This window comes from Gracilibacillus ureilyticus, from assembly GCF_900111195.1.
Lineage (GTDB): Bacteria > Bacillota > Bacilli > Bacillales > Amphibacillaceae > Gracilibacillus > Gracilibacillus ureilyticus.
Genome location: NZ_FOGL01000001.1, coordinates 70,949 through 93,870 on the forward strand (window position 1 = coordinate 70,949; position 22,922 = coordinate 93,870).

General features: G+C 37.5%; 26 protein-coding genes. All 26 read left to right on the forward strand.

The window, feature by feature from the left end:
• The first annotated feature begins 11 nt into the window (after window positions 1–11).
• The 26 genes from ftsY to fliF all read left to right on the forward strand — a co-directional run bounded on the left by ftsY (window position 12) and on the right by fliF (window position 22,908).
• Complete coding sequence (ftsY, locus tag BMW36_RS00350) at window positions 12–1,007, forward strand: signal recognition particle-docking protein FtsY (RefSeq protein ID WP_089737838.1); 996 nt, start codon at window positions 12–14, stop codon at window positions 1,005–1,007.
• Window positions 1,008–1,107: 100 nt separating this feature from the next.
• Window positions 1,108–1,434, forward strand: coding sequence for a putative DNA-binding protein (locus BMW36_RS00355; protein WP_089737840.1), 327 nt, complete (start codon window positions 1,108–1,110; stop codon window positions 1,432–1,434).
• 12 nt (window positions 1,435–1,446) lie between these two features.
• Window positions 1,447–2,811, forward strand: coding sequence for a signal recognition particle protein (gene ffh, locus BMW36_RS00360; RefSeq protein WP_089737842.1), 1,365 nt, complete (start codon window positions 1,447–1,449; stop codon window positions 2,809–2,811).
• A 166-nt stretch (window positions 2,812–2,977) separates the two neighbouring features.
• The gene (rpsP, locus tag BMW36_RS00365) at window positions 2,978–3,247 is read left to right on the forward strand and encodes a 30S ribosomal protein S16 (protein ID WP_089737844.1); all 270 of its coding nucleotides are present in this window, start codon (window positions 2,978–2,980) and stop codon (window positions 3,245–3,247) included.
• A 17-nt stretch (window positions 3,248–3,264) separates the two neighbouring features.
• Window positions 3,265–3,492, forward strand: a complete 228-nt coding sequence (locus BMW36_RS00370) for a KH domain-containing protein (RefSeq protein ID WP_089737845.1) — start codon at window positions 3,265–3,267, stop codon at window positions 3,490–3,492.
• A gap of 125 nt (window positions 3,493–3,617) precedes the next feature.
• Window positions 3,618–4,004 carry a YlqD family protein gene (locus BMW36_RS00375; RefSeq protein ID WP_089737847.1) on the forward strand — a complete coding sequence of 129 codons (387 nt, stop codon included), beginning with the start codon at window positions 3,618–3,620 and terminating at the stop codon, window positions 4,002–4,004.
• 14 nt (window positions 4,005–4,018) lie between these two features.
• Window positions 4,019–4,540, forward strand: coding sequence for a ribosome maturation factor RimM (gene rimM, locus BMW36_RS00380; RefSeq protein ID WP_089737849.1), 522 nt, complete (start codon window positions 4,019–4,021; stop codon window positions 4,538–4,540).
• On the forward strand, window positions 4,540–5,283 hold the full coding sequence (gene trmD / locus BMW36_RS00385) for a tRNA (guanosine(37)-N1)-methyltransferase TrmD (RefSeq protein ID WP_089738815.1): 744 nt from the start codon (window positions 4,540–4,542) through the stop codon (window positions 5,281–5,283). The genes rimM and trmD overlap by 1 nt, the downstream gene beginning before the upstream one ends.
• A gap of 119 nt (window positions 5,284–5,402) precedes the next feature.
• The gene (rplS, locus tag BMW36_RS00390) at window positions 5,403–5,747 is read left to right on the forward strand and encodes a 50S ribosomal protein L19 (protein ID WP_089737851.1); all 345 of its coding nucleotides are present in this window, start codon (window positions 5,403–5,405) and stop codon (window positions 5,745–5,747) included.
• 111 nt (window positions 5,748–5,858) lie between these two features.
• Entirely contained in the window at window positions 5,859–6,416 is a 558-nt protein-coding gene (lepB, locus tag BMW36_RS00395) for a signal peptidase I (protein WP_089737852.1), read from the forward strand.
• 16 nt (window positions 6,417–6,432) lie between these two features.
• Window positions 6,433–7,287 carry a ribosome biogenesis GTPase YlqF gene (ylqF, locus tag BMW36_RS00400; RefSeq protein WP_089737854.1) on the forward strand — a complete coding sequence of 285 codons (855 nt, stop codon included), beginning with the start codon at window positions 6,433–6,435 and terminating at the stop codon, window positions 7,285–7,287.
• A gap of 72 nt (window positions 7,288–7,359) precedes the next feature.
• Window positions 7,360–8,127, forward strand: a complete 768-nt coding sequence (locus BMW36_RS00405) for a ribonuclease HII (RefSeq protein ID WP_342707235.1) — start codon at window positions 7,360–7,362, stop codon at window positions 8,125–8,127.
• A 14-nt stretch (window positions 8,128–8,141) separates the two neighbouring features.
• A complete protein-coding gene (locus tag BMW36_RS00410; protein ID WP_089737857.1) occupies window positions 8,142–10,205 on the forward strand; it encodes a hypothetical protein in 2,064 nt (687 codons plus the stop codon).
• Window positions 10,202–10,477, forward strand: coding sequence for an EscU/YscU/HrcU family type III secretion system export apparatus switch protein (locus BMW36_RS00415; protein ID WP_089737860.1), 276 nt, complete (start codon window positions 10,202–10,204; stop codon window positions 10,475–10,477). The genes BMW36_RS00410 and BMW36_RS00415 overlap by 4 nt, the downstream gene beginning before the upstream one ends.
• Before the next feature lie 190 nt (window positions 10,478–10,667).
• Window positions 10,668–11,834 (forward strand): ADP-forming succinate--CoA ligase subunit beta, encoded by a 1,167-nt coding sequence (gene sucC, locus BMW36_RS00420; protein ID WP_089737861.1) that lies wholly within the window; start codon window positions 10,668–10,670, stop codon window positions 11,832–11,834.
• A gap of 45 nt (window positions 11,835–11,879) precedes the next feature.
• Window positions 11,880–12,782: a succinate--CoA ligase subunit alpha gene (sucD, locus tag BMW36_RS00425; protein WP_089737863.1), complete on the forward strand. Its 903-nt coding sequence runs from the start codon at window positions 11,880–11,882 to the stop codon at window positions 12,780–12,782.
• 59 nt (window positions 12,783–12,841) lie between these two features.
• Window positions 12,842–13,738 carry a DNA-processing protein DprA gene (gene dprA, locus BMW36_RS00430; protein WP_089737864.1) on the forward strand — a complete coding sequence of 299 codons (897 nt, stop codon included), beginning with the start codon at window positions 12,842–12,844 and terminating at the stop codon, window positions 13,736–13,738.
• A gap of 175 nt (window positions 13,739–13,913) precedes the next feature.
• Complete coding sequence (topA, locus tag BMW36_RS00435) at window positions 13,914–15,992, forward strand: type I DNA topoisomerase (protein ID WP_089737868.1); 2,079 nt, start codon at window positions 13,914–13,916, stop codon at window positions 15,990–15,992.
• A gap of 205 nt (window positions 15,993–16,197) precedes the next feature.
• Window positions 16,198–17,112 (forward strand): tyrosine recombinase XerC, encoded by a 915-nt coding sequence (gene xerC / locus BMW36_RS00440; RefSeq protein WP_089737869.1) that lies wholly within the window; start codon window positions 16,198–16,200, stop codon window positions 17,110–17,112.
• 3 nt (window positions 17,113–17,115) lie between these two features.
• Window positions 17,116–17,655, forward strand: a complete 540-nt coding sequence (gene hslV / locus BMW36_RS00445; protein WP_089737871.1) for an ATP-dependent protease subunit HslV — start codon at window positions 17,116–17,118, stop codon at window positions 17,653–17,655.
• Between the two features lie 18 nt (window positions 17,656–17,673).
• The gene (hslU, locus tag BMW36_RS00450; protein ID WP_089737872.1) at window positions 17,674–19,071 is read left to right on the forward strand and encodes an ATP-dependent protease ATPase subunit HslU; all 1,398 of its coding nucleotides are present in this window, start codon (window positions 17,674–17,676) and stop codon (window positions 19,069–19,071) included.
• A gap of 16 nt (window positions 19,072–19,087) precedes the next feature.
• Complete coding sequence (codY, locus tag BMW36_RS00455) at window positions 19,088–19,864, forward strand: GTP-sensing pleiotropic transcriptional regulator CodY (RefSeq protein WP_089737874.1); 777 nt, start codon at window positions 19,088–19,090, stop codon at window positions 19,862–19,864.
• Between the two features lie 233 nt (window positions 19,865–20,097).
• Window positions 20,098–20,490: a flagellar basal body rod protein FlgB gene (gene flgB, locus BMW36_RS00460; protein WP_089737876.1), complete on the forward strand. Its 393-nt coding sequence runs from the start codon at window positions 20,098–20,100 to the stop codon at window positions 20,488–20,490.
• A 2-nt stretch (window positions 20,491–20,492) separates the two neighbouring features.
• Window positions 20,493–20,951, forward strand: a complete 459-nt coding sequence (gene flgC, locus BMW36_RS00465; RefSeq protein ID WP_089737877.1) for a flagellar basal body rod protein FlgC — start codon at window positions 20,493–20,495, stop codon at window positions 20,949–20,951.
• Window positions 20,952–21,007: 56 nt separating this feature from the next.
• Window positions 21,008–21,280 (forward strand): flagellar hook-basal body complex protein FliE, encoded by a 273-nt coding sequence (gene fliE, locus BMW36_RS00470; protein WP_483866640.1) that lies wholly within the window; start codon window positions 21,008–21,010, stop codon window positions 21,278–21,280.
• A gap of 29 nt (window positions 21,281–21,309) precedes the next feature.
• On the forward strand, window positions 21,310–22,908 hold the full coding sequence (gene fliF / locus BMW36_RS00475) for a flagellar basal-body MS-ring/collar protein FliF (protein WP_089737881.1): 1,599 nt from the start codon (window positions 21,310–21,312) through the stop codon (window positions 22,906–22,908).
• Window positions 22,909–22,922 lie beyond the last annotated feature (14 nt).

Genomic DNA, 22,922 nt, shown 5'->3' on the forward strand with positions numbered 1-22,922 from the left:
GAGGTCGAATGATGAGTTTTTTTAAGAAATTGAAAGAGAAGTTTCAAACAAACCAAAGTAATGAAGAAGTGTCAGATAAGTACAAGGATGGGTTAAGTAAAACGAGAAAGACATTTTCAGAGAAAATCAATGATCTCGTTGCACGATACCGTAAAGTCGATGAAGATTTTTTTGAAGACTTAGAAGAAGTACTAATTGCTGCAGATGTCGGAGTTTCTACAGTAATGGACTTAATTGATGAGTTAAAAATGGAAGTTAAACGAAGAAATATTAGTGATACAAAAGAAGTGAAATCAGTTATATCGGAAAAACTAGTCGATATCTATTATGGTGATAGTGAGGAAGAAAGCTCTGTTGGCTTAAATATGCAGGAAAATGAATTAACTGTCATCCTTTTTGTTGGGGTAAATGGTGTCGGAAAAACGACAACAATAGGAAAGTTAGCCCACCAGTTAAAATCAGAAGGAAAAAAAGTCCTGCTAACTGCTGGAGATACTTTCCGTGCAGGGGCAATTGAGCAATTAAGTGAATGGGGAAAAAGAGTAGAAGTTGATGTAATCAAACATAGTGAAGGCAGTGACCCTGCGGCGGTTATTTATGATGGAATTCAGGCTGCTAAATCCAGGGAAGCAGATGTACTGCTATGTGATACAGCAGGCAGGTTGCAAAATAAGGTCAATTTGATGAATGAACTCTCTAAAGTAAAACGAGTTATTGAACGTGAAATCCCTAACGCTCCACACGAAGTTTTACTTGTTCTTGATGCGACTACAGGGCAAAATGCATTAAGCCAGGCGAAGACTTTCTCTGAAGCAACTGATGTTTCGGGAATCGTATTGACGAAACTTGATGGTACAGCAAAGGGTGGCATCGTGTTAGCAATCCGGAATGAATTAGGAATTCCCGTTAAATTAGTTGGCCTTGGGGAGAAGGTTACAGATTTGCAAACATTTGATCCGCAAGCCTTTGTTTACGGATTGTTTGCAGACATGATTGATGACGAGTAGGATAAATACTTGACAGTGTTTTAGTTTAACACTTAGACTTTATTGTACTATCATATGGCTAGAGGTAAGTGTGGGGAAATCACTTAAGAGGAGTCCTATTATGTTAGAAAAAACGACTAGAATTAATTTTCTGTATGATTTCTATCAGGCATTATTAACAGAAAAACAGAGAAATTATATGGAAATGTATTATTTGGAGGATTTATCGCTAGGTGAAATATCAGAGTCATTCGATGTCTCACGTCAAGCTGTTTATGATAATATTCGCCGTACTGAACAAATGCTTGAGGACTATGAGAAAAAATTAGGATTATATCAGAAATTCCAGCAACGGCAAACACTTTTAGACCAATCAAAGCAACTGTTAAAAGAACAAAAATATGATCAGATAACATCGGTAATTGATCAAATTACAGATTTGGAATAGGGGGCGTATTATATGGCATTCGAAGGTTTAGCCGACCGCCTGCAAAATACGATACAGAAGATTAAAGGTAAAGGTAAAGTAACGGAGCAAGATGTAAAAGAAATGACACGAGAAGTTCGTCTGGCCCTTTTAGAAGCCGATGTTAACTTTAAAGTGGTAAAAGATTTTATTAAAAGAGTAAAAGAGCGTGCTGTAGGCGAAGAGGTAATGGAAAGTTTAACACCAGGCCAGCAGGTAATAAAGATTGTTAAAGAGGAACTTTCCTCATTAATGGGTGGGGATGAGAGTAAGATAGCAGTCTCAGACAGACCGCCAACCGTAATTATGATGGTTGGTCTTCAAGGTGCCGGTAAAACGACAACAACAGGTAAGCTTGCTAACCTGTTACGGAAAAAGTACAACCGGAAACCGCTTCTTGTAGCAGCGGATATATACCGACCTGCAGCAATAGATCAATTGGAAACACTAGGTAAACAGCTTAATATGCCGGTATATTCAGCAGGTACTGATATAAGTCCTGTAGAGATTGTAAATCAGGCAATGGCAAAAGCAAAAGAAGAGCATTTGGACTATGTACTAATTGATACAGCAGGACGGCTTCACATTGATGGAGATTTAATGGATGAGCTAATTCAAATTAAAAATAATGTGTCACCTGATGAAATTTTCTTAGTAGTTGATGCAATGACAGGGCAGGATGCTGTCAATGTGGCTGAAAGCTTCAATGATCAATTGGATGTTTCCGGAGTAATACTGACTAAACTAGATGGTGATACACGCGGTGGTGCGGCACTGTCAATCAAAGCGGTAACCGATAAACCGATTAAGTTTGCAGGTATGGGAGAAAAACTTGATCAATTAGAAGTCTTTCATCCTGAACGAATGGCTTCTAGGATATTAGGGATGGGTGATGTACTCTCCTTAATCGAAAAAGCACAGGAGAACGTCGATGAAAAAAGGGCAAAGGAATTAGAAGAAAAGATGCGTTCAGCTTCCTTTACATTCGATGACTTTCTTGAGCAAATGGGACAGGTGCGGAAAATGGGGCCGCTTGACGAGCTTTTGGATATGATACCTGGTTCTAATAAGATGAAGGGTCTTAAAAATGTGGAGATAGATGAGAAGCAGATATCCCATGTGGAAGCAGTCATTCAATCAATGACAGCAAAAGAGCGGCAGGATCCCTCGATCATTAATGCGAACAGAAAAAAACGTATTGCGAAAGGTTCAGGCCGTTCTGTTTCCGAAGTAAATAGATTATTAAAGCAGTTTGAAGAAATGAAAAAAATGATGAAACAGATGACGAACATGCAACAAGGCGGTAAGAAAGGGAAAAAAGGCAAAAAAGGGAAAGGTTTCAATTTTCCTTTCATGTAAATCATGTTCTATTTACTGGATTAGTAATCTTTCGGCTTATTTTTACAGGAGCAGACTATCAGGTTTTCACAGAAATTTTTATATGTAATGTAAAAACACTTTACAGTCTGTTTTAAATCTGATACAATTCTATCTTGTGTGAAACATTTATTTGGAGGTGGAAACAATGGCAGTAAAAATTCGCCTGAAACGTATGGGTTCTAAAAGAAATCCTTTCTATCGTATCGTTGTTGCGGATTCTCGTTCACCACGTGATGGACGTATTATCGAACAAGTTGGAACATATAATCCGGTAGCAAATCCGGTTGAAGTGAAAATTGATACAGAAAAAGCACTTGATTGGATGACAAAAGGTGCTAAACCAAGTGATACGGTACGTAACTTATTCTCAAAAGAAGGCATCATGAAACAATTTCACGAATCAAAAAATCAATAATAAAGTAGTGTGATTCCATGAAAGCCTTAATTCAAACAATTATTGAACCATTAGTCGATCACCCTGATTCCATTGTCATTACCGAAAAAGATGAACCGGTCAAAGTTGTATACCATCTTGAAGTTCATCCGGATGATGTTGGGAAAGTGATCGGCAAAAATGGCCGGATTGCAAAATCAATTCGGACGGTTGTTTATGCTGCGGGAATGAAATCAAATAAAAAAATTTATTTGGATATCATGTAAAAAAGAGAAGGGAAACCTTCTCTTTTTTCTACATATAAGCAAATTTAAGTTCTGTCTTTATCTTTACCGGAAGTTTTGCTATTCTTTTAGTGACTTGTATGATTAATATGGAGAGGCTGTTTTTTATGAAAATCATTCGTAAAGTTGCTGTGAAACAAATTGTAACAGATCAAAAAAAGGCTAATCTAAAAGAAGATTATGAACTGAAGATCTTCAAACTCGAACAGGAATGCCAGCAGTTATTATTTGAACAAAAAAAGCTGGAACAACGTTCATCGAAGAAGAAAGCAGATATCGCTATAAAATTCCAGAAGGAAATGGCTAATCGAAAAGATCATATTAAATGGTACAAATATAAATTAGAACAACTGGAAATCCTGCCAATAGGCAGTGAAATTAGCGATGGCGAAGTAGAGGCTATGATTGAAATAGAAGAAGGTATGGAGTGGAATAAAATAATCGACCAGAAATCAATCGTAATTAAGGACGGAATCATTACAAAAATTACTTAAATCAGGTGATGCAAATGGAAAATAATCAATATTTAAAAGTAGGGAAAATTGTCAATACTCATGGTATTAAAGGGGAAATCAAAGTAGTAAGGATTACTGATTTTGATAATCGCTTTGATATCGGGACAACACTATATATCAAGCAAAACGGCACAAATGAATTAATAAAGGTAGAAGTAGATGGACATCGACAACATAAACAATTTGATCTTATTCATCTCAAAGGTTTTGATAATATTAATGATGTCGAAAAATATAAGGGATCACTGTTAGTAGTTGATAAGGAACAACTGGAGGAACTGGAAGATAATGAATTTTACTATTTTGAAATTATAGACTGTGACGTGTATACAACTGGTGAAAAATATATCGGCAAGGTTAAAGAGATATTATCACCTGCAGCAAATGATGTATGGGTAGTAAGGGATGAAAACAACAAAGATATTTTAATTCCGTATATTGAACCTGTGGTGAAAAAAGTAGACATTACCGAAAAGAAAATAATCATTGAACCGATGGAAGGATTATTAGAATGATGAGAATTGATATATTATCATTATTTCCTGAAATGATCGAAGGAGTTTTTCAGTCATCTATTTTAAGAAAAGCATATGAAAAGAACTTTTTTTCATATCACTTTATCAATTTTCGCGATTTTGCTAATAACAAACATAATAAGGTGGATGATTATCCGTATGGCGGCGGTGCTGGTATGGTGTTGAAACCACAGCCGATATTTGACGCAATGGAGACGATTGAGGCAAATGGCGGTAAATCTCCCAGAATTATTTTAATGTGCCCTCAAGGTGAGACATTTACACAGCAGAAAGCTGAAGAACTGGCAAAAGAAGAGCATCTCGTCTTTATTTGTGGTCATTATGAAGGATATGATGAGAGGATTCGTACAAATTTAGTAACAGATGAAATATCAATTGGTGACTATGTGTTAACAGGCGGCGAATTAGGGGCGATGGTTGTGATCGATAGTGTGGTAAGATTGATTCCCGGTGTATTAGGAAATGATGATTCTGCTGTTGAAGATTCCTTCTCAACAGGATTATTAGAACATCCCCATTATACGAGACCGGCAGATTTCCGTGGTTTAAAGGTTCCGGACGTACTAATGTCGGGAAACCATGCCAATATAGAGCAATGGCGCAGAAAAGAGTCTCTAAGAAGAACTTATTTAAGAAGACCGGATTTGTTAGCAAATCTGGAACTTACTAAAGAAGAAGAAGAATGGATAGAACAATGGAAAAATGACAGAAGTTCTAGTTGAATTATTTAACTGGTTATGATATATTGGTAGTTGTGCTTAAGTAAATACTTAAGGCTATTAACGGTGTTCCGCTGGCGGCATTTTCGTTAAGAACATTGGTTTGGAAGGAGTGCATAAGAATGCAAAAATTAATCGAAGAAATTACAAAAGATCAATTACGTACAGATCTTCCTGAATTCCGTCCTGGTGATACAGTTAAGGTACACGTAAAGGTTGTCGAAGGTAACCGTGAGCGTATCCAGGTATTCGAAGGTGTCGTTATTAAACGTCAAAATGGCGGTATCAGTGAAACATTTACTGTTCGTAAAATTTCTTACGGTGTAGGGGTTGAGCGTACGTTCCCTGTGCATTCACCACGTCTTGATAAGATCGAAGTAAGTCGTCGTGGTAAAGTTCGTCGTGCTAAGCTTTATTACCTGCGTAATCTTCGCGGTAAAGCTGCTCGTATTAAAGAAATTCGCTAATGAGTATTGTAAAAGGAGCTTGCATTGTCAGGCTCCTTTTTCTGCTATATAATGATAGTAAATTGATGAACGAATATAGCAGTCTGATAGCAGAAGGAAGGAATTCTAAACATGGCAACAAAGAGAAGCGATTGGATTGACTGGATAAAAACCATAATTATTACAGTGATTGTAATTGTTCTAATAAGAATGTTTATCGCAGTGCCAATTGTCGTGGAAGGACCATCAATGTTACCAACATTAGAAGATAATGATCGATTAATTGTTGACAAAATTAGTTTAGTTTTTCAGGACCCGCAACGTTTTGATGTCGTTGTGTTCCATGCGACAGAGAAAAAAGACTTTATAAAACGTGTGATTGGTCTTCCTGGAGAAACGATTGAATATCGTGATGACCAGTTGTTTGTGAATGGAGAGTATGTTGAGGAACCGTATCTACAAGAAGTAAAGCGAAATCTGGATCCTGAAGCTACATATACAGTAGATTTTACCCTTGAAGACATTCCCGGTGGAACAATGACTGTCCCGGATGGACATGTCTTTGTGCTGGGAGATAACCGAAAAAACTCAACTGACAGCAGGCATCTTGGCTTTATCCCGCTAGAACAGGTGACAGGTATATCAAGACTGTCTTACTGGCCTGTGAAAAATATAGGGATAGTTGAATAGATAGGAGGTGGGTTTGATGGTAATACAATGGTTTCCCGGACATATGGCTAAAGCAAAGCGAGAAGTACAAGAGAAATTGAAACTAGTCGATTTTGTAATTGAATTAGTTGATGCAAGGGTTCCTAACTCATCACAAAATCCATTACTTCAACAGTTATTGAATAATAAATCGAAAATGATCATTTTAATGAAAGACGATCTAGCTGATAAAAAAATTACTGAAGAGTGGTTATCTTACTTTAAAAGCCAGAATATTACTTCCATTGCGATTGATGTGAATAACCGGAAGGACATTCAGAAAGTTATCCAGACAGCGAAAGAATTAGCTGAAGAAAAAATGGAACGGCTGAAGAAAAAAGGTATCAGACCAAGACCGGCTAGAGCAATGATTGTAGGGATTCCGAATGTTGGGAAATCTACGTTAATAAACAGGCTGGCAAATAAAAAAATCGCTAAAACAGGAGACAGACCAGGTGTTACGAAGAGTCAGCAATGGATTAAAGTAAAGAAAGACTTTGAACTGTTAGATACACCAGGTATACTCTGGCCTAAGTTTGAAGAAGAAATCACGGGGTTGCGTCTGGCCGCGATAGGAACGATAAAAGACCAGCTGCTAGCAATGGATGATATAGCTGTGTTTATCATCCGTTTTCTGAAGGAATATTACCCTTCTATATTAACAGAGCGTTATCAAATCACTGATAACGTGGATGATATGGCAATGGTTTTTGAAACAATTGGACGCAGAAGAGGCTGCCTGGAAGCTGGCGGTAAAGTGAATTATGATAAAACAGCAGAAATAATTGTCCAGGATTTGAGAAATAGCAAACTGGGACCAATCTCTCTGGAGCAACCAAATATGATTGAATAAAGACATTCCTATCATTTGAATGTCTTTATTTTTGTGAAAAATTGACGATATAGTTAGAAACGGGGGTTTTTAATGATGGATTCATCATGGAGTATTAAACAAATAAAAGAGTACATTGATTCGAATGAGTGGTCCGATGAGATAAAATTAAAGCTGCAGAAAGATACTCGAAAAGGTGTACAAAAGCTGATAAAATTTTATGAAAAACAAGCAGAAATAAAAAAGAAATTAAGCCAGCATTTCAAGGAATTGTCCACATTTGAACAGGCACAGTGGCTAAAAGGGAAAAGGTATGTAGCAGGTGTGGATGAGGCAGGAAGAGGTCCGCTGGCAGGTCCGGTAGTCGCAGCTGCAGTTATTCTTCCTCAAGACTTTTACCTGTTAGGATTAGATGATTCGAAGAAATTGAATAAACAAACAAGAGAAAGATATTTCGAGTATATCGTTGAAAATGCAATTGCATATCAAACAGGAATTATTGAACCCGTGGAAATTGATCAAATAAATATTTACCAGGCAACGAAGCAGGCCATGCGAACTGCACTTGAAAATATCCCTGTGAAACCAGACCATGTGTTAATTGATGCAGTGGAATTGGAAGATTTACCATATACAAGTGATTCCATAATTAAAGGGGATCAAAAAAGTATTTCGATTGCTGCAGCAAGTATTATTGCCAAAGTGACCAGAGACCGGCTGATGACAGAATACCATCAACAATTCCCGCAATACCAGTTTGAGAAAAACAGCGGGTATGGTACACAGCATCATATAGAGGCTATTCATCAGTTTGGGATTACAGCAATACATAGAAAAAGTTTCCTGAAAAATATAATGTAAATGGAGGGTCAGCAATGAATATGCATACCATCATGAATTCATTACAAACAGCTTCCGCTAATAAAGCAAATTCACCTATGAATTTAAGAAGTGGACAAATGATAGCAGGGAAAGTTTTAGAACTGTATCCCAACCAGAAAGCGAAAATACAAATAGGTGGTATGCAAGTTGTTGCCCAGTTAGAAACTGCCTTATCTGCAAAACAAGGATATATCTTTCAAGTTGTCTCAACCACAAACACACTTCATTTAAAAAAAGTAAATGATATATCTCTGGCATCAAGCCAGTCACTGGAAAGACTGCTACAACAATTAGGAGTTTCTCCAACAAATAACAATCGGGAACTATTGACACAGCTTCTTTCTAAAAATATTCCTTTTACAAACGAGGATGCCCAGTTAATTGCGCGACTTCTGGAGAAATTCGGAGGAAACAGACTGAATCAGGAATTACTATTAACGATGGTAGAGAAGAAGCTTCCGATTACTGAACAAGTTTTCCAGTCATTACAAGCAGTGCAGCAAAATAATATTGGAACAGATATGAAAGGTTTGATGAATCAATTACAATCGATTGTTAATCAATCAGCTAATGGAAGTTCACCCCAACTTCCACAAATGATGATTAATCACCTGAATCAATTTCTTGGTGCAACTCAAATGACTAATAGTTTCCCTTTATTATCGAATGAGAACAGTCAAATATTGTTTCAGTTAATGCAAAGGATTGGACAGATTGAACCGGATGTTTCCCTATCGAAGTTTCAGACAATAATGCAGCAAATGACAAGTCAGTTGAATCCAAACCCATCATCTGAAGTGATTTCTAGACAGCTATTGCAAAATCAATTCATCCAGCAGACAAAGCCTGTGGTACAGCAATTACAGCCATTGCTGACTAAGAGTGATGCGGAATTTCTTCTTCATTCCATACAAAACAGCCAGACTGTAATGCAAAACAGTCAGCAAATAGCGAATATTTTACTGAAGAGTGATTGGGAGTCCGCCAATTTTCTCACTCCACATAATAAGGCGGTCATTCAGCAATTTACAAAGGAAGTATTGCAATTCCGCTTGCAGGAGAATGTTCGGCAATTATTACAATCACAATTACCGTTTAATCATGGCGAACAAAGAAATTTTGATATGCTTCTAAAGCGATTGTCTAATGAAAATCAACCAAATAATCAACCAAATCAGGTAATACAGGAATTAAAAAACATGTTATCAAATAGTGATATGTTACCGAAAATAGTAAGCACTATGACAAGAACAGAAATAGAAACAATTCAAAACTGGCTTCGTAATCCATTGACATCCTTAGCTCAAAATCAGCAGATAGCAGATTTATTACAAAAAATTAATATTCAGCAGTTTTCTCAGCAGGAAGCGGGGGTAGTCAGAGAATTTTTGTTAAAAACAGACCAGCTAATTACAAATGAACCACAATCAGTCCGTGACCATTTTCTATCATTAATGAAGCAATTTATTCAGAATAGCGGAATTCAGGATGAAGCGAATATATTGCAGCAAAAAGATGATCAGCAGTCTCTCTCTTTAAAACAATTACTGCTTTTGGGCACCCAGCAAGGGACAGAACTGGGTGGCGAAAGGGCTGCAAAATTATTGCAGACACTAACGGGTATGCAGCTGCAAATGATAAATCAGGAACAGTCTTTCACACATCTAAACATGCAGTTCCCTGGGGAGAAATTTGGTTTGATGGAAGATATAAGAATTCAGTTCGAAGGAAAAAAGAATGGAAGCAGTAAAGAGATAGATCCGGATTACTGCAAGGTACTATTCCATTTAAACTTAAACAAATTGGGGGAAACAATGATAGCAATGTCTATTCAAAAAAGAGTAGTACATCTTACTGTCTATAATGATCGGGATGGAGTGAAACCGGTTTTAGCCATGTTTAAACCACTGCTCAAAGAAAAACTGGCAGATTTAAATTATAATCTTACATCAGTGACATGGAAAAGCACGAAAGAAGAAGACAGCGGTAACCGGGACATTGGCAAACATAATCCATATGTACCCCGGACAGTGGAAGGGATTGACTTTCGAGTATGAAAAATGAAGAAAACTATCAGAAAAAAGCAGCTGCCCTTCATTATGATCCTTCTAAGGAACAGGCACCAAGAGTTACAGCTGTTGGAAAAGGTTACGTTGCCGAATCAATAATCGAAAAGGCTTTAGAAAATAATGTTCCTATTCAATCAGATCCGACACTTGTTGAGTTATTATCACAACTTGAAATTAATGAAACTATACCTGAAGAACTGTACCAGGTTGTCGCAGAAGTCTTTGCATACATCTATCAGGTGGATCAGAAAATGAAGTAAATAATACCAGCTCCTTTCCAATACTGAGGAAGGGGCTATCTTTATGCTTGTACAGGGATTCTGCCCAGTAAGTTAAACATAATGAAACCATTTTCGAAAAATGTCTGATTAATTAAATTATTTTGTGGACAATCACTAACCTTTTTTTATACAATGAGATTGCAGTGATTAATTGATGGGAGGATGAAAGATGAATATTCACGAATATCAAGGCAAAGAAATTCTGCGTAAATACGGTGTCGCTGTTCCAAATGGGAAAGTTGCTTTTACCGTAGATGAAGCAGTACAGGCAGCAGAAGAACTTGGCACAAACGTTTCGGTAGTAAAAGCTCAAATTCACGCTGGGGGAAGAGGTAAAGCAGGCGGTGTGAAAGTGGCAAAGAATATCGATGAGGTTCGTACATATGCAGATGAGATTTTAGGTAAAACGCTTATTACACATCAAACAGGCCCAGAAGGCAAAGAAGTAAAGCGTTTACTGATTGAAGAAGGCTGTGATATTAAAAAGGAATATTATATCGGCCTTGTGTTGGATCGTGCTACATCTCGAGTTACAATGATGGCGTCAGAAGAGGGCGGTACAGAAATAGAAGAAGTTGCTGCGACTACGCCTGAGAAGATATTTAAAGAAGTAATTGATCCTGTGACAGGTTTATTACCATATCAAGCGAGAAGACTTGCTTTCAACATAAATATTCCAGCAGAATATTTATCGAAAGCGGTTAAATTTATGATGGGATTATATCAGGTATTTGTAGAAAAAGATTGTTCTATAGCAGAAATCAATCCGTTAGTTACAACAGGTGACGGAGAAGTGCTGGCACTTGATGCCAAACTTAACTTTGATGATAATGCGTTATTCCGCCAGAAAGACATTGTAGAATATCGTGATCTTGAGGAAGAGGATGAGAAAGAAATCGAAGCATCCAAATATGATTTAAGCTACATCGCTTTAGATGGTAATATTGGCTGTATGGTAAATGGTGCAGGTCTTGCGATGGCTACAATGGATATCATTAAACATTATAACGGTGATCCTGCTAACTTCCTTGATGTTGGGGGCGGTGCGACGGCTGAAAAGGTTACGGAAGCTTTCAAAATCATTCTTTCTGATAAGAATGTAAAAGGAATTTTTGTAAACATTTTCGGTGGAATTATGAAGTGTGATGTTATTGCTGAAGGTGTTGTTCAAGCAACAAAAGAAGTAGGTTTAACAATACCATTAGTCGTACGTTTAGAAGGTACAAATGTAGATGCCGGAAAGAAAATACTGGCAGATTCAGGTTTAAACATTACACCAGCAGAGTCAATGGCTGACGGTGCTGAGAAAATTGTCGCACTAGTAAATGAGGCATAATACCAAGCTAAATTTACCTAAATATGATAAGGGAGGATCCGTTACATGAGTGTATTTATTAATAAAGATACAAAAGTGCTTGTTCAGGGAATTACAGGTTCAACAGCACTTTTTCATACAAAGCAAATGTTAGAGTATGGTACGAAAATCGTCGGTGGTGTAACACCGAAAAAGGGTGGTACAGAAGTAGAAGGTGTTCCAGTATACAATACTGTTCAGGAAGCAGTTGAGCAGACTGGAGCAAATGCTTCCGTTATTTATGTGCCGGCACCTTTTGCAGCAGATGCAATTATTGAAGCAGTTGATGCAGAATTAGATTTAGTTATTTGTATTACAGAACATATTCCAGTAATGGATATGGTTAAAGTAAAACGGTATATGGAAGGAAAGAATACGAGATTAGTAGGACCGAACTGTCCAGGGGTCATTACACCAGATGAATGTAAAATTGGTATTATGCCTGGATATATTCATAAGAAAGGTCATATTGGTGTTGTATCGCGCTCTGGTACTTTAACATACGAAGCAGTTCATCAGTTGTCCCAGGCGGGATTTGGTCAGTCAACCGCTGTAGGTATCGGTGGTGATCCGGTGAACGGAACAGACTTTATCGATACATTAAAAGCATTTAATGAAGATCCTGAGACGGAAGCTGTAATGATGATTGGGGAAATTGGCGGTACAGCAGAAGAAGAAGCGGCAGAATGGGTGAAAGCAAATATGACGAAACCTGTTGTCGGATTTATCGGCGGGCGTACTGCACCTCCGGGAAAACGTATGGGCCATGCCGGTGCGATTATTTCTGGCGGAAAAGGAACTGCAGAAGAGAAAATTAAAATCATGAACAATTGTGGAATAAAAGTAGCTGAAACTCCATCTGTAATGGGTGAAACATTAATTAGTGTATTAGAAGAAAAAGGTCTTATTGATAAGTGTAAAACTCATTAATAAAAACAGAAGAGATAAGCAGCGCTTATCTCTTCTGTAATATTAAAGGATGTGATGTATTGGAACAAGCTAGTTGGAGATTGATTCATTTGCATCAGATTAAAGGGGTAACGAGAAAGCTTATATGGAAAGTACTAAAACAAAGTCCTGACCTTGGTATGCTCTATCGATGGAATACAGAGCAATGGGCACAGCTATTTGAAATGAAGCTGGAAAGTGCCAAAAGGATTAGAGATGGATTAACTGACATAGGACTGCAAAGAGAAATTGTCAGACAGTCCAGGGAATATGCTATTATCACTATATTTGATTCATTCTATCCTGATCAGCTGAGAAATATCCCCGATCCACCGGTAGTATTATATGCGGCAGGTAATCTTTCCTTACTGAAACATACACCTAATCTTAGTGTTGTTGGTACAAGATACCCAACTGAAAACGCCAGACCAGTAATGAACCGATTATTAAAACCTTTATTACAAAAGGGGTGGTTAATTGTAAGCGGTATGGCGATTGGAATCGATGGCTGTGCCCATGAGTTAGCATTGGCAAATGGTTCCCCTACCATTGCTGTACTTGGCGGCGGCTTTGAACATATTTATCCGAAACAAAATGCCGTATTATTTCATGAAATTTCACAGAAAGGGTTAGTTATCTCCGAGTATCCCCCATATCTTACCCCTCAAAAGTACCACTTTCCTGAGAGAAATCGCATAATAAGTGGATTGACCTTTGGAACATTAGTCATTGAAGCAAAAACAAAAAGTGGTTCCATGATTACAGTGGACCAGGCGTTGGAACAAGGCAGAGAAGTATTCGCAGTTCCAGGCTCTGTTTTAAACAAAACAAGTGAAGGCTGTCATCAGTTAATTCAGGATGGAGCTAAACTAGTACAAACAGCCATGGATATTGAATCAGAGTGGTATAAGGAAAGTGAATTGACAAGTGATAATTAGAAAAAAATGGAGTTTCTTTTGGTGATTTGTTTGACAAACAATATAAAAGTATTTCATAATAGGGAAGATTTATCATGAGGATCATAGAATATAGAATAAATGATTAGCAGTTCAAGTGTTCTTAATCATATTATATAATTATTAAATAGAGAGTGACCTCTTGGGAGGGTTTAATATGGCACAATATCTAGTTATCGTCGAATCACCTGCTAAAGCCAAAACAATCGAAAGATATTTAGGCAGAAATTTTAAAGTGAAGGCCTCTATGGGCCATGTTCGTGATTTGCCAAAGAGTCAGACAGGTATAGATGTGGAAAATAATTATGAACCAAAATACATTACTATAAGAGGAAAAGGACCTGTTTTAAAAGAATTGAAAACAGCTGCTAAAAAAGCAGATAAAATCTATCTTGCAGCCGATCCGGATCGTGAAGGAGAGGCGATTGCATGGCACCTTGCTCACAGTTTAAATATCGACCATAATTCGGAATGCCGGGTTGTGTTTAATGAAATAACAAAAGATGCTGTTAAAGAGTCATTTAAGCATCCAAGAAAAATTAACATGGATCTTGTGGATGCACAGCAGGCAAGAAGAGTTTTAGATCGCCTTGTAGGATATAATATCAGTCCATTATTATGGCAAAAGGTAAAGAAAGGGTTAAGTGCAGGAAGGGTGCAATCTGTAGCTGTCAAGATGATAATTGACCGTGAAAATGAGATAAACAACTTCAAGCCAGAGGAATACTGGAGTATTACATCTCAATTTACTAAAGACAATCAAAGCTTTGAAGGAAATTTTTATGGATATGATGGCAAAAAGCAGCCACTTAAATCAAAAGAGGATGTGGATTTTGTTTTAAGCAAATTAAAAGGCAAAAATTTCTTAATTGATAAAGTAAATAAGAAAGAGCGAAAAAGAAATCCTTCACCGCCTTTTACAACTTCTTCATTACAACAGGAAGCAGCTCGAAAATTAAACTTCCGGGCACGTAAGACGATGATGGTCGCACAGCAACTGTATGAAGGTATTGATTTGGGAAAAAGAGAAGGTGGAATAACTGGTTTAATTACTTATATGAGAACAGATTCCACAAGAGTCTCTGCATCTGCTCAAAATCAGGCGAAAGAGTATATTGAAAAGAATTACGGAAAAGAGTATTCAGGTAATAACAAACAGGCGAAAAAGAGTGAAGGAGCTCAAGATGCTCACGAAGCGATTCGTCCAACTGATGCAATGAGGGACCCTAAGTCTCTTAAAACCGTATTGTCCAGAGATCAGTTAAGATTGTATAAACTGATCTGGGAACGATTTATGGCAAGTCAGATGGCACCAGCTGTAATGGATACTATGACAATTCACTTATTAAACGAAGGGGTAGAATTTAGAGCAAGCGGATCAAAGATAAAGTTTAATGGCTTTATGAAAGTGTATATTGAAAGCAGTGATGATCAGGAGAAAAAAGAAGAAAAGTGGCTGCCTGATTTGCAGGAAGGAACAACTGTAAAATCAGAAAAATTGGAACCTAATCAGCATTTTACACAACCACCTCCACGATACACTGAAGCTAGATTAGTGAAAACAATGGAAGAGCAGGGAATAGGAAGACCTTCCACCTATGCCCCTACATTAGACACCATTCAACGCAGAGGATATGTAGCATTAGACAACCGGCGTTTTGTCCCAACCGAGTTAGGGGAAGTTGTTAACAGCTTGATGGAAGAATTTTTCCCTGAGATTATTGATATCGAATTCACTGGTAAGATGGAAGGTGACTTAGATGCAATCGAGGATGGTAAAACAGAGTGGATCTCTATAATCGACCAGTTTTACAATGGTTTTGAAAAAAGATTGGATGTTGCCCAACAAGAAATGGAAAAGGTTGAAATAAAAGATGAGCCAGCAGGTATTGACTGTGAAAAATGCGGTCACGGAATGGTATATAAGATGGGAAGATACGGTAAATTCCTGGCATGCTCCAATTTTCCGGATTGCAGAAATACGAAACCAATACTCAAAGAAATCGGTGTAAAATGTCCTAATTGCAAGGATGGTAATATTGTTGAAAGAAAGACAAAAAGGAAAAGAGCTTTCTATGGTTGTGACAACTATCCGGATTGTGAGTTTATCTCCTGGGATAAACCTGTCGGCAGGAAATGTCCGAAATGTGATACGATGTTAGTTGAGAAAAAGACTAAGAAAACAACCCAAGTGCAATGTCCTTCTTGTGACTATAAAGAAAAAGAACAAAGCTAAAGAGAGAATTGCATGGAGGAGCTTGTTATCCACTACGGTTAACAAGCTCTTTCAATATTACTGATGGAAGAAAGTTTATATAAGGAAAAAGATGGGTAAACCATAAATATTGCAACTATTATGAAAATTCCGAAAATTTTTTGAAAAGAATTGAACTTGCAGATAGATTATGTTAGTATTTTTAAGCATTTAGAGGTGCAGAGAGATGCAAAAATTTCACAAAGAATGGTTGTTATTTTTAGATTATTTAAAAATCGAGAAGAATGCAGCAGCAAAAACCGTGGAGATCTACCAGAAAGATGTCGAACACTTTTTGCAATACATAGCAGATGAACAAATTGATGATTTGAGAAATGTGGATTACATCAGTGTAAGAAATTACTTAACTATATTATACGAGCAAGGATTAACGAAACGATCGGTTAGCAGGCATATTTCTGCATTAAGAAGTTTTTATAAAATATTAGCCAGAGAAGAAGTTGTTACTAATAATCCTTTTAACCAGATCAGTTTGCCGAAGCAAGATTATCCTATTCCGCAATTTCTGTACGATGAGGAAATGGAGAAGCTCTTATCAATTAATCAGCAGGATACCCCGCTTGGAAAAAGAAACAGGGCATTATTGGAATTGCTTTATGCAACAGGTATCAGGGTGAGTGAATGTGTACAATTAAAGATGGAGGATGTAGATCTGGAACTTCAAACAGTCCTCGTACTTGGAAAAGGGAGCAAAGAAAGATACGTTCCTTTTGGCGAATTTGCCAAAGATTCAATAAAACAATATCTGATGAATGGAAGAGAGCAATTAATCGGAAAGCATAGTGAACCACAACATTTTTTATTTCTTAATGCGAAAGGAAACCCATTAACTGCTAGAGGAATCCGGGTGATATTAAAGAAATTAGTTCAAGAGGCCGGTTTAACAGTCGATTTACATCCACACAAATTAAGACATACTTTCGCGACACATTTATTAAATAATGGTGCAGATTTGCGGGCAGTTCAGGAACTGCTGGGCCATTCACAGTTATCATCCACACAAATTTACACTCATGTGACTAAGGACAGACTTAGTCACGTTTATAAAAATGCTCATCCAAGAGCAAGTAAAGGGGAATAAACAATGGAACAGTTTCATGCGACAACGATATTTGCGATTAAACATAACGGCCAATCAGCGATGTGTGGCGACGGCCAGGTGACATTTGGGAATCAGGTAGTTATGAAACACTCTGCAAAAAAAGTCAGAAGAATTTATAAAGATCAGGTCTTAGCAGGTTTCGCTGGATCTGTAGCTGATGCATTTACATTGTTTGAAAGCTTCGAAGCAAAATTAGAAAGCTATGACGGTAAATTGTCCCGAGCTGCAGTGGAGCTGGCGAAGGATTGGCGTAACGACAAATATTTAAGAAAATTAGAAGCGATGTTAATTGTTATGAACAAGGAAGAATTATTACTCGTATCAGGGACAGGTGAAGTAATCGAACCAGATGACGGAATATTGGCAATAGGATCGGGTGGGAATTTTGCATTAAGTGCAGGCAGAGCATTGAAAAGAAATGCTCCAAATCTTTCTGCGAAGGAAATTGCGAAAGCTTCGTTAGAGATTGCTGGCGAGATTTGTGTCTTTACAAACAATCAGTTAATTTTAGAAGAATTATAAAAATAAGGAGGGAACAACATGTCGATTAATCTAACACCAAGGCAAATTGTAGATAAGCTGGATCAATACATAATTGGCCAACAGGCAGCAAAAAAAGCAGTAGCTGTAGCATTAAGAAACAGGTATCGAAGGATGCAGCTGGAAGAAGCGTTACGGAACGAAATTGTTCCGAAAAATATATTAATGATTGGGCCGACAGGCGTCGGAAAGACAGAAGTTGCAAGAAGATTGGCAAAACTTGTTGGTGCTCCTTTCATTAAAGTAGAAGCAACTAAGTACACAGAAGTTGGGTATGTCGGCAGAGATGTCGAATCAATGGTCAGAGACTTGATCGAAACGGCTGTGCGTATGGTGAAAGAAGAAGAAATGGAAAAAGTAAAACCAAAGGCTGAGGAAGTAGCAAACAAAAGATTGGTACAGCTGCTAGTTCCATCTAAGAAGAGAAATTCCCAAACGAAAAATCCATTTGAAATGTTCATGAATCCGAGCCAGCAAGGCAGTTCAGAAGATCAAGCAGATAATGAACAAAACGAAGAAATAAAAATGAAGCGGTCCCAAATGAAGAAACTTTTAGAATTAGGGGAACTGGAAGACAATATAGTAACAGTGGAAGTGGAGGAGAAGTCTCCCTCTATGATGGATATGTTACAGGGGTCCGGCATGGAGCAGATGGGTATGAATATCCAGGATGCCTTCGGTCAGTTTTTGCCTAAGAAAAAGAAAAAGCAAAAAATGAAAGTATCGGAAGCGAGAAAAGTTTTAACACAGCAAGAAGCGCAAAAGCTGGTTGATATGGACAGTGTGGCTCAGAAAGCAATCGATAAGGCAGAGCATACTGGTATCATATTTATCGATGAAATAGATAAGGTAGCAGTTAAACAGGAAAATGGAGCAACCGTATCCAGGGAAGGTGTTCAAAGAGATATTCTGCCAATTGTTGAAGGGTCTTCTGTTGTCACAAAGTACGGTCCAGTAAAGACAGATCATATGCTGTTTATCGCAGCAGGCGCTTTCCACATGGCGAAACCTTCTGACCTTATCCCGGAATTGCAAGGTAGATTTCCAATCCGTGTGGAGTTTGAAAAACTTAGTGTTGCTGATTTTGAACGAATTTTGGTAGAGCCATCCAATGCCTTGTTAAAGCAATATAAAGCCTTGTTAGAGACTGAAGGGATAACCATTGAATTCGATTCAAAAGCCATAACACGTATCGCTGAGATTGCTTTTGAAGTAAATCAGGAAACAGATAATATCGGGGCGAGAAGACTGCACACTATTTTGGAAAAATTACTGGAAGAGCTATCTTTTGAAGCGTCTGAAATAGGGGTTGGAAATATTGCCATTACAGAAAATTATGTAAACGAAAAATTAAAATCAATCGCTAAGAATAAAGATTTGAGTCAGTTCATTTTATAAAGGGTTGGTGATCCAAATGAAATTGTTAGACAAAACAAGAGCGATAAATGCGATGCTGCAGAAAACAAAAGGGAAATCGGTTAATTTTACTGAGATGTCCAAAACACTAAGAGATGTAATTGATTCGAATATTTTTATTGTCAGCCGTAAAGGGAAATTACTGGGGTTCTCTATCAATCAGCAAATTGAAAATGACAGGATGAAAAAAATGCTGGAAGAAAGAAGGTTTCCGGCAGAATATACAGATAATTTATTCAATATTACTTCCACAACGATAAATTTGGATATCGAAAGTGAATATACGGCATTCCCAGTGGAAAATAAAGATCTTTTTCAGTCAGGATTAACTACCATTGTTCCTATCATTGGCGGTGGTCAGCGGTTAGGTACATTGATTCTGAGCAGATTATCAGAGAGCTTTGAAGATGACGATTTAATTTTAGCTGAATATGGTGCTACAGTTGTAGGGATGGAGATTCTTCACGAAAAAACGGAAGAAATTGAAGTGGAGGCACGCAGGACGGCTGTTGTTCAGATGGCGATAAATTCACTTTCCTATAGTGAGCAGGAGGCAATTGCTCATATTTTTAAGGAACTTGGCGGAACAGAAGGACTGCTTGTTGCCAGTAAGATAGCTGACAGGGTAGGGATTACACGTTCCGTTATTGTCAATGCACTAAGAAAACTTGAAAGTGCAGGGGTGATTGAATCAAGATCGTTAGGTATGAAAGGAACATACATTAAGGTGTTAAATGATCACTTTTTAAAAGAATTAAATATTGTGGCGAAATAATAAACATGCTTTTTTAAAGCGTGTTTTTTTTGTTGTGATAATAGGTAAAATGTTCTATACAACCCTTTTTTCGACAAAATTTTATCCGGACCGAAAGGTGCAGATTTATAAAAAATTCCAAGAAATTGATAAAATATGACGATAAGTCATAGACACATTTCATTAATTCTATTACAATATTCGATAGAAGTGTTAGTTTTATGTCGGTTTTTGAAAAAATGGGGGAAAAAAGTATGATGTTTGGTAACACTATTCAAACTTTAGAACGATCTTTGAACTATTCATCGGTAAAAAATCAAACAATTGCCAATAATATTTCTAATGTAGATACGGCAAACTACAAGGCTAAACAAGTTGTATTTAAAAACGTACTGGATAATGAATTAGGCAATCAATTTGAGGCGAAGAGAACAAATTCCCGTCACATTGATTTTGGAAGCAACAGCGGAGCGCCGTACAAAATAATGACAAATCAATCCACTACATATAACCATAATGGGAACAATGTTGATATAGATAAAGAAATGTCAGAATTAGCTAAAAACCAAATCTATTATCAGGCAGTAGTTGACAGGTTAAATGGCAAGTTTAATAGTTTGCAATCAGTAATTAGGGGGGGTAACTAAAAATGTCAATATTTAATTCAATGAACATTAGTGCGAGCGGATTAACTGCACAAAGATTAAGGATGGACACAATCTCTTCTAATATTGCAAATGTGGATACTACAAGGGCTACGGTTAATGAAAATGGGGAATATGAACCATACAGAAGAAAAATGACCGTGTTTCAGGCGAAGGATGAACGATTTTCATCCATTTTGCAGCGGACTTCCTCCCAAAATGGTACAGCAGGAAACGGTGTGAGAGTTTCAAGAATTGTAGATGATGAAACGGAGCCATTTAAATTAGTTTTTAACCCTAATCATCCAGATGCAAATGAAGAAGGGTATGTGGAAATGCCTAATGTGGATCCGTTAAAAGAAATGGTAGATTTAATGAGTGCAACAAGATCATATGAAGCAAATGTAACGTCCATAAACGCTTCTAAGTCCATGCTGATGAAAGCATTGGAAATCGGAAAGTAATATGAAAACAGGAGGAATACCGAGTGATAATCAGTAATTTTTTAAACACTGAACATATAACGAGGCAAACTCAGATAAGTAATCCCGGTACAACGGTGGGTGAAGCACAGCAGAATTTTGGAGCTAATCTGAAGAATGCCATAGAACAGCTAAACAATGCCCAACAAGCTTCAGACCAAAAGACAACTGCTTTGGCAAATGGGGAAATTGATGATCTGCATGATGTAATGATTACTGCTCAAAAAGCTAGTATCATGCTGCAAACAGGTGTTCAGGTCCAGAAGAAAGTTATTGATGCTTACAATGAAGTAATGCGAATGCAAGTATAAAATATCGTAACTAGTTTTGGGGGCAAAAAATGAACGAGAAATTCAGAAAATACATCAGCGTAGTAAATGAAAAATTTAAATCGATGTCGAAATGGCAAAAAGGTTCATTGTTTGGCGGTATAGCATTAATTGTAATTGTTATTATAGTATCCAGTCTGCTTGCCACCAATAAAAACATGATTCCATTATACAGCGAACTGTCTTTACAGGAAGTTGGACAGATAAAAGAAGAATTAGATGCCAGAGCTGTGCCTTATGAATTAACAAATGCCGGTACAACGATTGAAGTTCCGGAAGAACAGGCTCAATCATTATTGGTGGACTTGGCAGCACAGGGAATTCCTGACAGTGGGAGTATCGATTACTCCTTTTTTGCTGAGAACAGTTCATGGGGTGTTACAGATAACGAGTTTAATGTGATGAAATTAGATGCAATGCAGACTGAGCTTGCTTCACTAATTTCTCAAATTGATGGAATAGAAAGTGCCGAGGTGAACTTAAATATCCCGAAAGATCCTGTTTTTGTCAGTGAACAGCAGCAGGAATCAACGGCATCAATCGTTATGCAAACTGAGCCTGGTTATCAATTTGATCCAGGCCAAATTAATGCCTTGTATCACCTTGTTTCGAAATCTGTTCCAAATCTTCCTACTGATAATATCGTCTTAATGAATCAGAATCTTGAGTATTTTGACCAAAATAATGAAAATAATTTTTCGACAGGCGATACTTATGTGAATCAGCAGCAAATCAAATCAGATATTGAGAAGGATATTGAACGCAGAGTTCAGCGAATGCTAGGGATGATGATCGGTATGGACAAAGTTGCGATATCAGCAACAGCCGATATCGATTTCACTCAGGAACAAAGAGTAGAACAGATTGTAGAACCTGTAAATGAAGATACAGACACATTACCTGTAAGCATTGAAACAATAACAGAATCCTTTACTGGTGAACAGCCGGTGGATGGTGCTGTCGGTACCGAAGAAGGCGAAGTCACGAATTACCCTGCTGGTGTTGATGGAAATGTCGGTGACTATGAAATGGTGAAAGAATCAGTTAACAACGAATTCAACCGGATTCAGAAGGACATAGTGGAAAGTCCTTATAAAATCAGAGATTTGGGTGTTCAGGTAGCAATAGATAATACGAGAACTACTGAGACTGGAGAGACAGAACAACTTACAGCAGCAGAACAGGCGGCTGTAGAAGAGAGTGTAGCATCTATTTTAGATTCTATTATTTCAACTTCTATTGATAAAACATATGGCGAAGTAGCAGTAGAAGAAAATGTTTCTATTGTATTCCAGCCATTTAATGGTACAGATACTATTACTGAAGAAGAAGCCGTTCCAACCATCCCGTTATGGGTATATATCGTTGGCGGGGTACTACTTGCAGTAATTATTCTATTGATCGTTATGTTGCGGCGCAGGAAGTCAGAAGACGAAGAGGAAATAGAAGAGTTCGAGGAAGAAACTGTAGTTCAACAGCAGGAAGTTCCGCCACTAGCAATGAACGAAGATACCGACTCTACAAAACGGAGAAAACAACTTGAGAAGTATGCACAGGAAAAACCAGAAGATTTTGCAAAACTGCTGCGAAGTTGGATTTCAGAAGATTAAAGGAGGTTAATGAA

Coding starts and splice junctions, on each gene's coding strand:
- ftsY (WP_089737838.1), top strand. CDS start 12: ATGAGTTTTTTTAAGAAATTGAAAGAGAAGTTTCAAACAAACCAAAGT.
- BMW36_RS00355 (WP_089737840.1), top strand. CDS start 1,108: ATGTTAGAAAAAACGACTAGAATTAATTTTCTGTATGATTTCTATCAG.
- ffh (WP_089737842.1), top strand. CDS start 1,447: ATGGCATTCGAAGGTTTAGCCGACCGCCTGCAAAATACGATACAGAAG.
- rpsP (WP_089737844.1), top strand. CDS start 2,978: ATGGCAGTAAAAATTCGCCTGAAACGTATGGGTTCTAAAAGAAATCCT.
- BMW36_RS00370 (WP_089737845.1), top strand. CDS start 3,265: ATGAAAGCCTTAATTCAAACAATTATTGAACCATTAGTCGATCACCCT.
- BMW36_RS00375 (WP_089737847.1), top strand. CDS start 3,618: ATGAAAATCATTCGTAAAGTTGCTGTGAAACAAATTGTAACAGATCAA.
- rimM (WP_089737849.1), top strand. CDS start 4,019: ATGGAAAATAATCAATATTTAAAAGTAGGGAAAATTGTCAATACTCAT.
- trmD (WP_089738815.1), top strand. CDS start 4,540: ATGAGAATTGATATATTATCATTATTTCCTGAAATGATCGAAGGAGTT.
- rplS (WP_089737851.1), top strand. CDS start 5,403: ATGCAAAAATTAATCGAAGAAATTACAAAAGATCAATTACGTACAGAT.
- lepB (WP_089737852.1), top strand. CDS start 5,859: ATGGCAACAAAGAGAAGCGATTGGATTGACTGGATAAAAACCATAATT.
- ylqF (WP_089737854.1), top strand. CDS start 6,433: ATGGTAATACAATGGTTTCCCGGACATATGGCTAAAGCAAAGCGAGAA.
- BMW36_RS00405 (WP_342707235.1), top strand. CDS start 7,360: ATGATGGATTCATCATGGAGTATTAAACAAATAAAAGAGTACATTGAT.
- BMW36_RS00410 (WP_089737857.1), top strand. CDS start 8,142: ATGAATATGCATACCATCATGAATTCATTACAAACAGCTTCCGCTAAT.
- BMW36_RS00415 (WP_089737860.1), top strand. CDS start 10,202: ATGAAAAATGAAGAAAACTATCAGAAAAAAGCAGCTGCCCTTCATTAT.
- sucC (WP_089737861.1), top strand. CDS start 10,668: ATGAATATTCACGAATATCAAGGCAAAGAAATTCTGCGTAAATACGGT.
- sucD (WP_089737863.1), top strand. CDS start 11,880: ATGAGTGTATTTATTAATAAAGATACAAAAGTGCTTGTTCAGGGAATT.
- topA (WP_089737868.1), top strand. CDS start 13,914: ATGGCACAATATCTAGTTATCGTCGAATCACCTGCTAAAGCCAAAACA.
- xerC (WP_089737869.1), top strand. CDS start 16,198: ATGCAAAAATTTCACAAAGAATGGTTGTTATTTTTAGATTATTTAAAA.
- hslV (WP_089737871.1), top strand. CDS start 17,116: ATGGAACAGTTTCATGCGACAACGATATTTGCGATTAAACATAACGGC.
- hslU (WP_089737872.1), top strand. CDS start 17,674: ATGTCGATTAATCTAACACCAAGGCAAATTGTAGATAAGCTGGATCAA.
- codY (WP_089737874.1), top strand. CDS start 19,088: ATGAAATTGTTAGACAAAACAAGAGCGATAAATGCGATGCTGCAGAAA.
- flgB (WP_089737876.1), top strand. CDS start 20,098: ATGATGTTTGGTAACACTATTCAAACTTTAGAACGATCTTTGAACTAT.
- flgC (WP_089737877.1), top strand. CDS start 20,493: ATGTCAATATTTAATTCAATGAACATTAGTGCGAGCGGATTAACTGCA.
- fliF (WP_089737881.1), top strand. CDS start 21,310: ATGAACGAGAAATTCAGAAAATACATCAGCGTAGTAAATGAAAAATTT.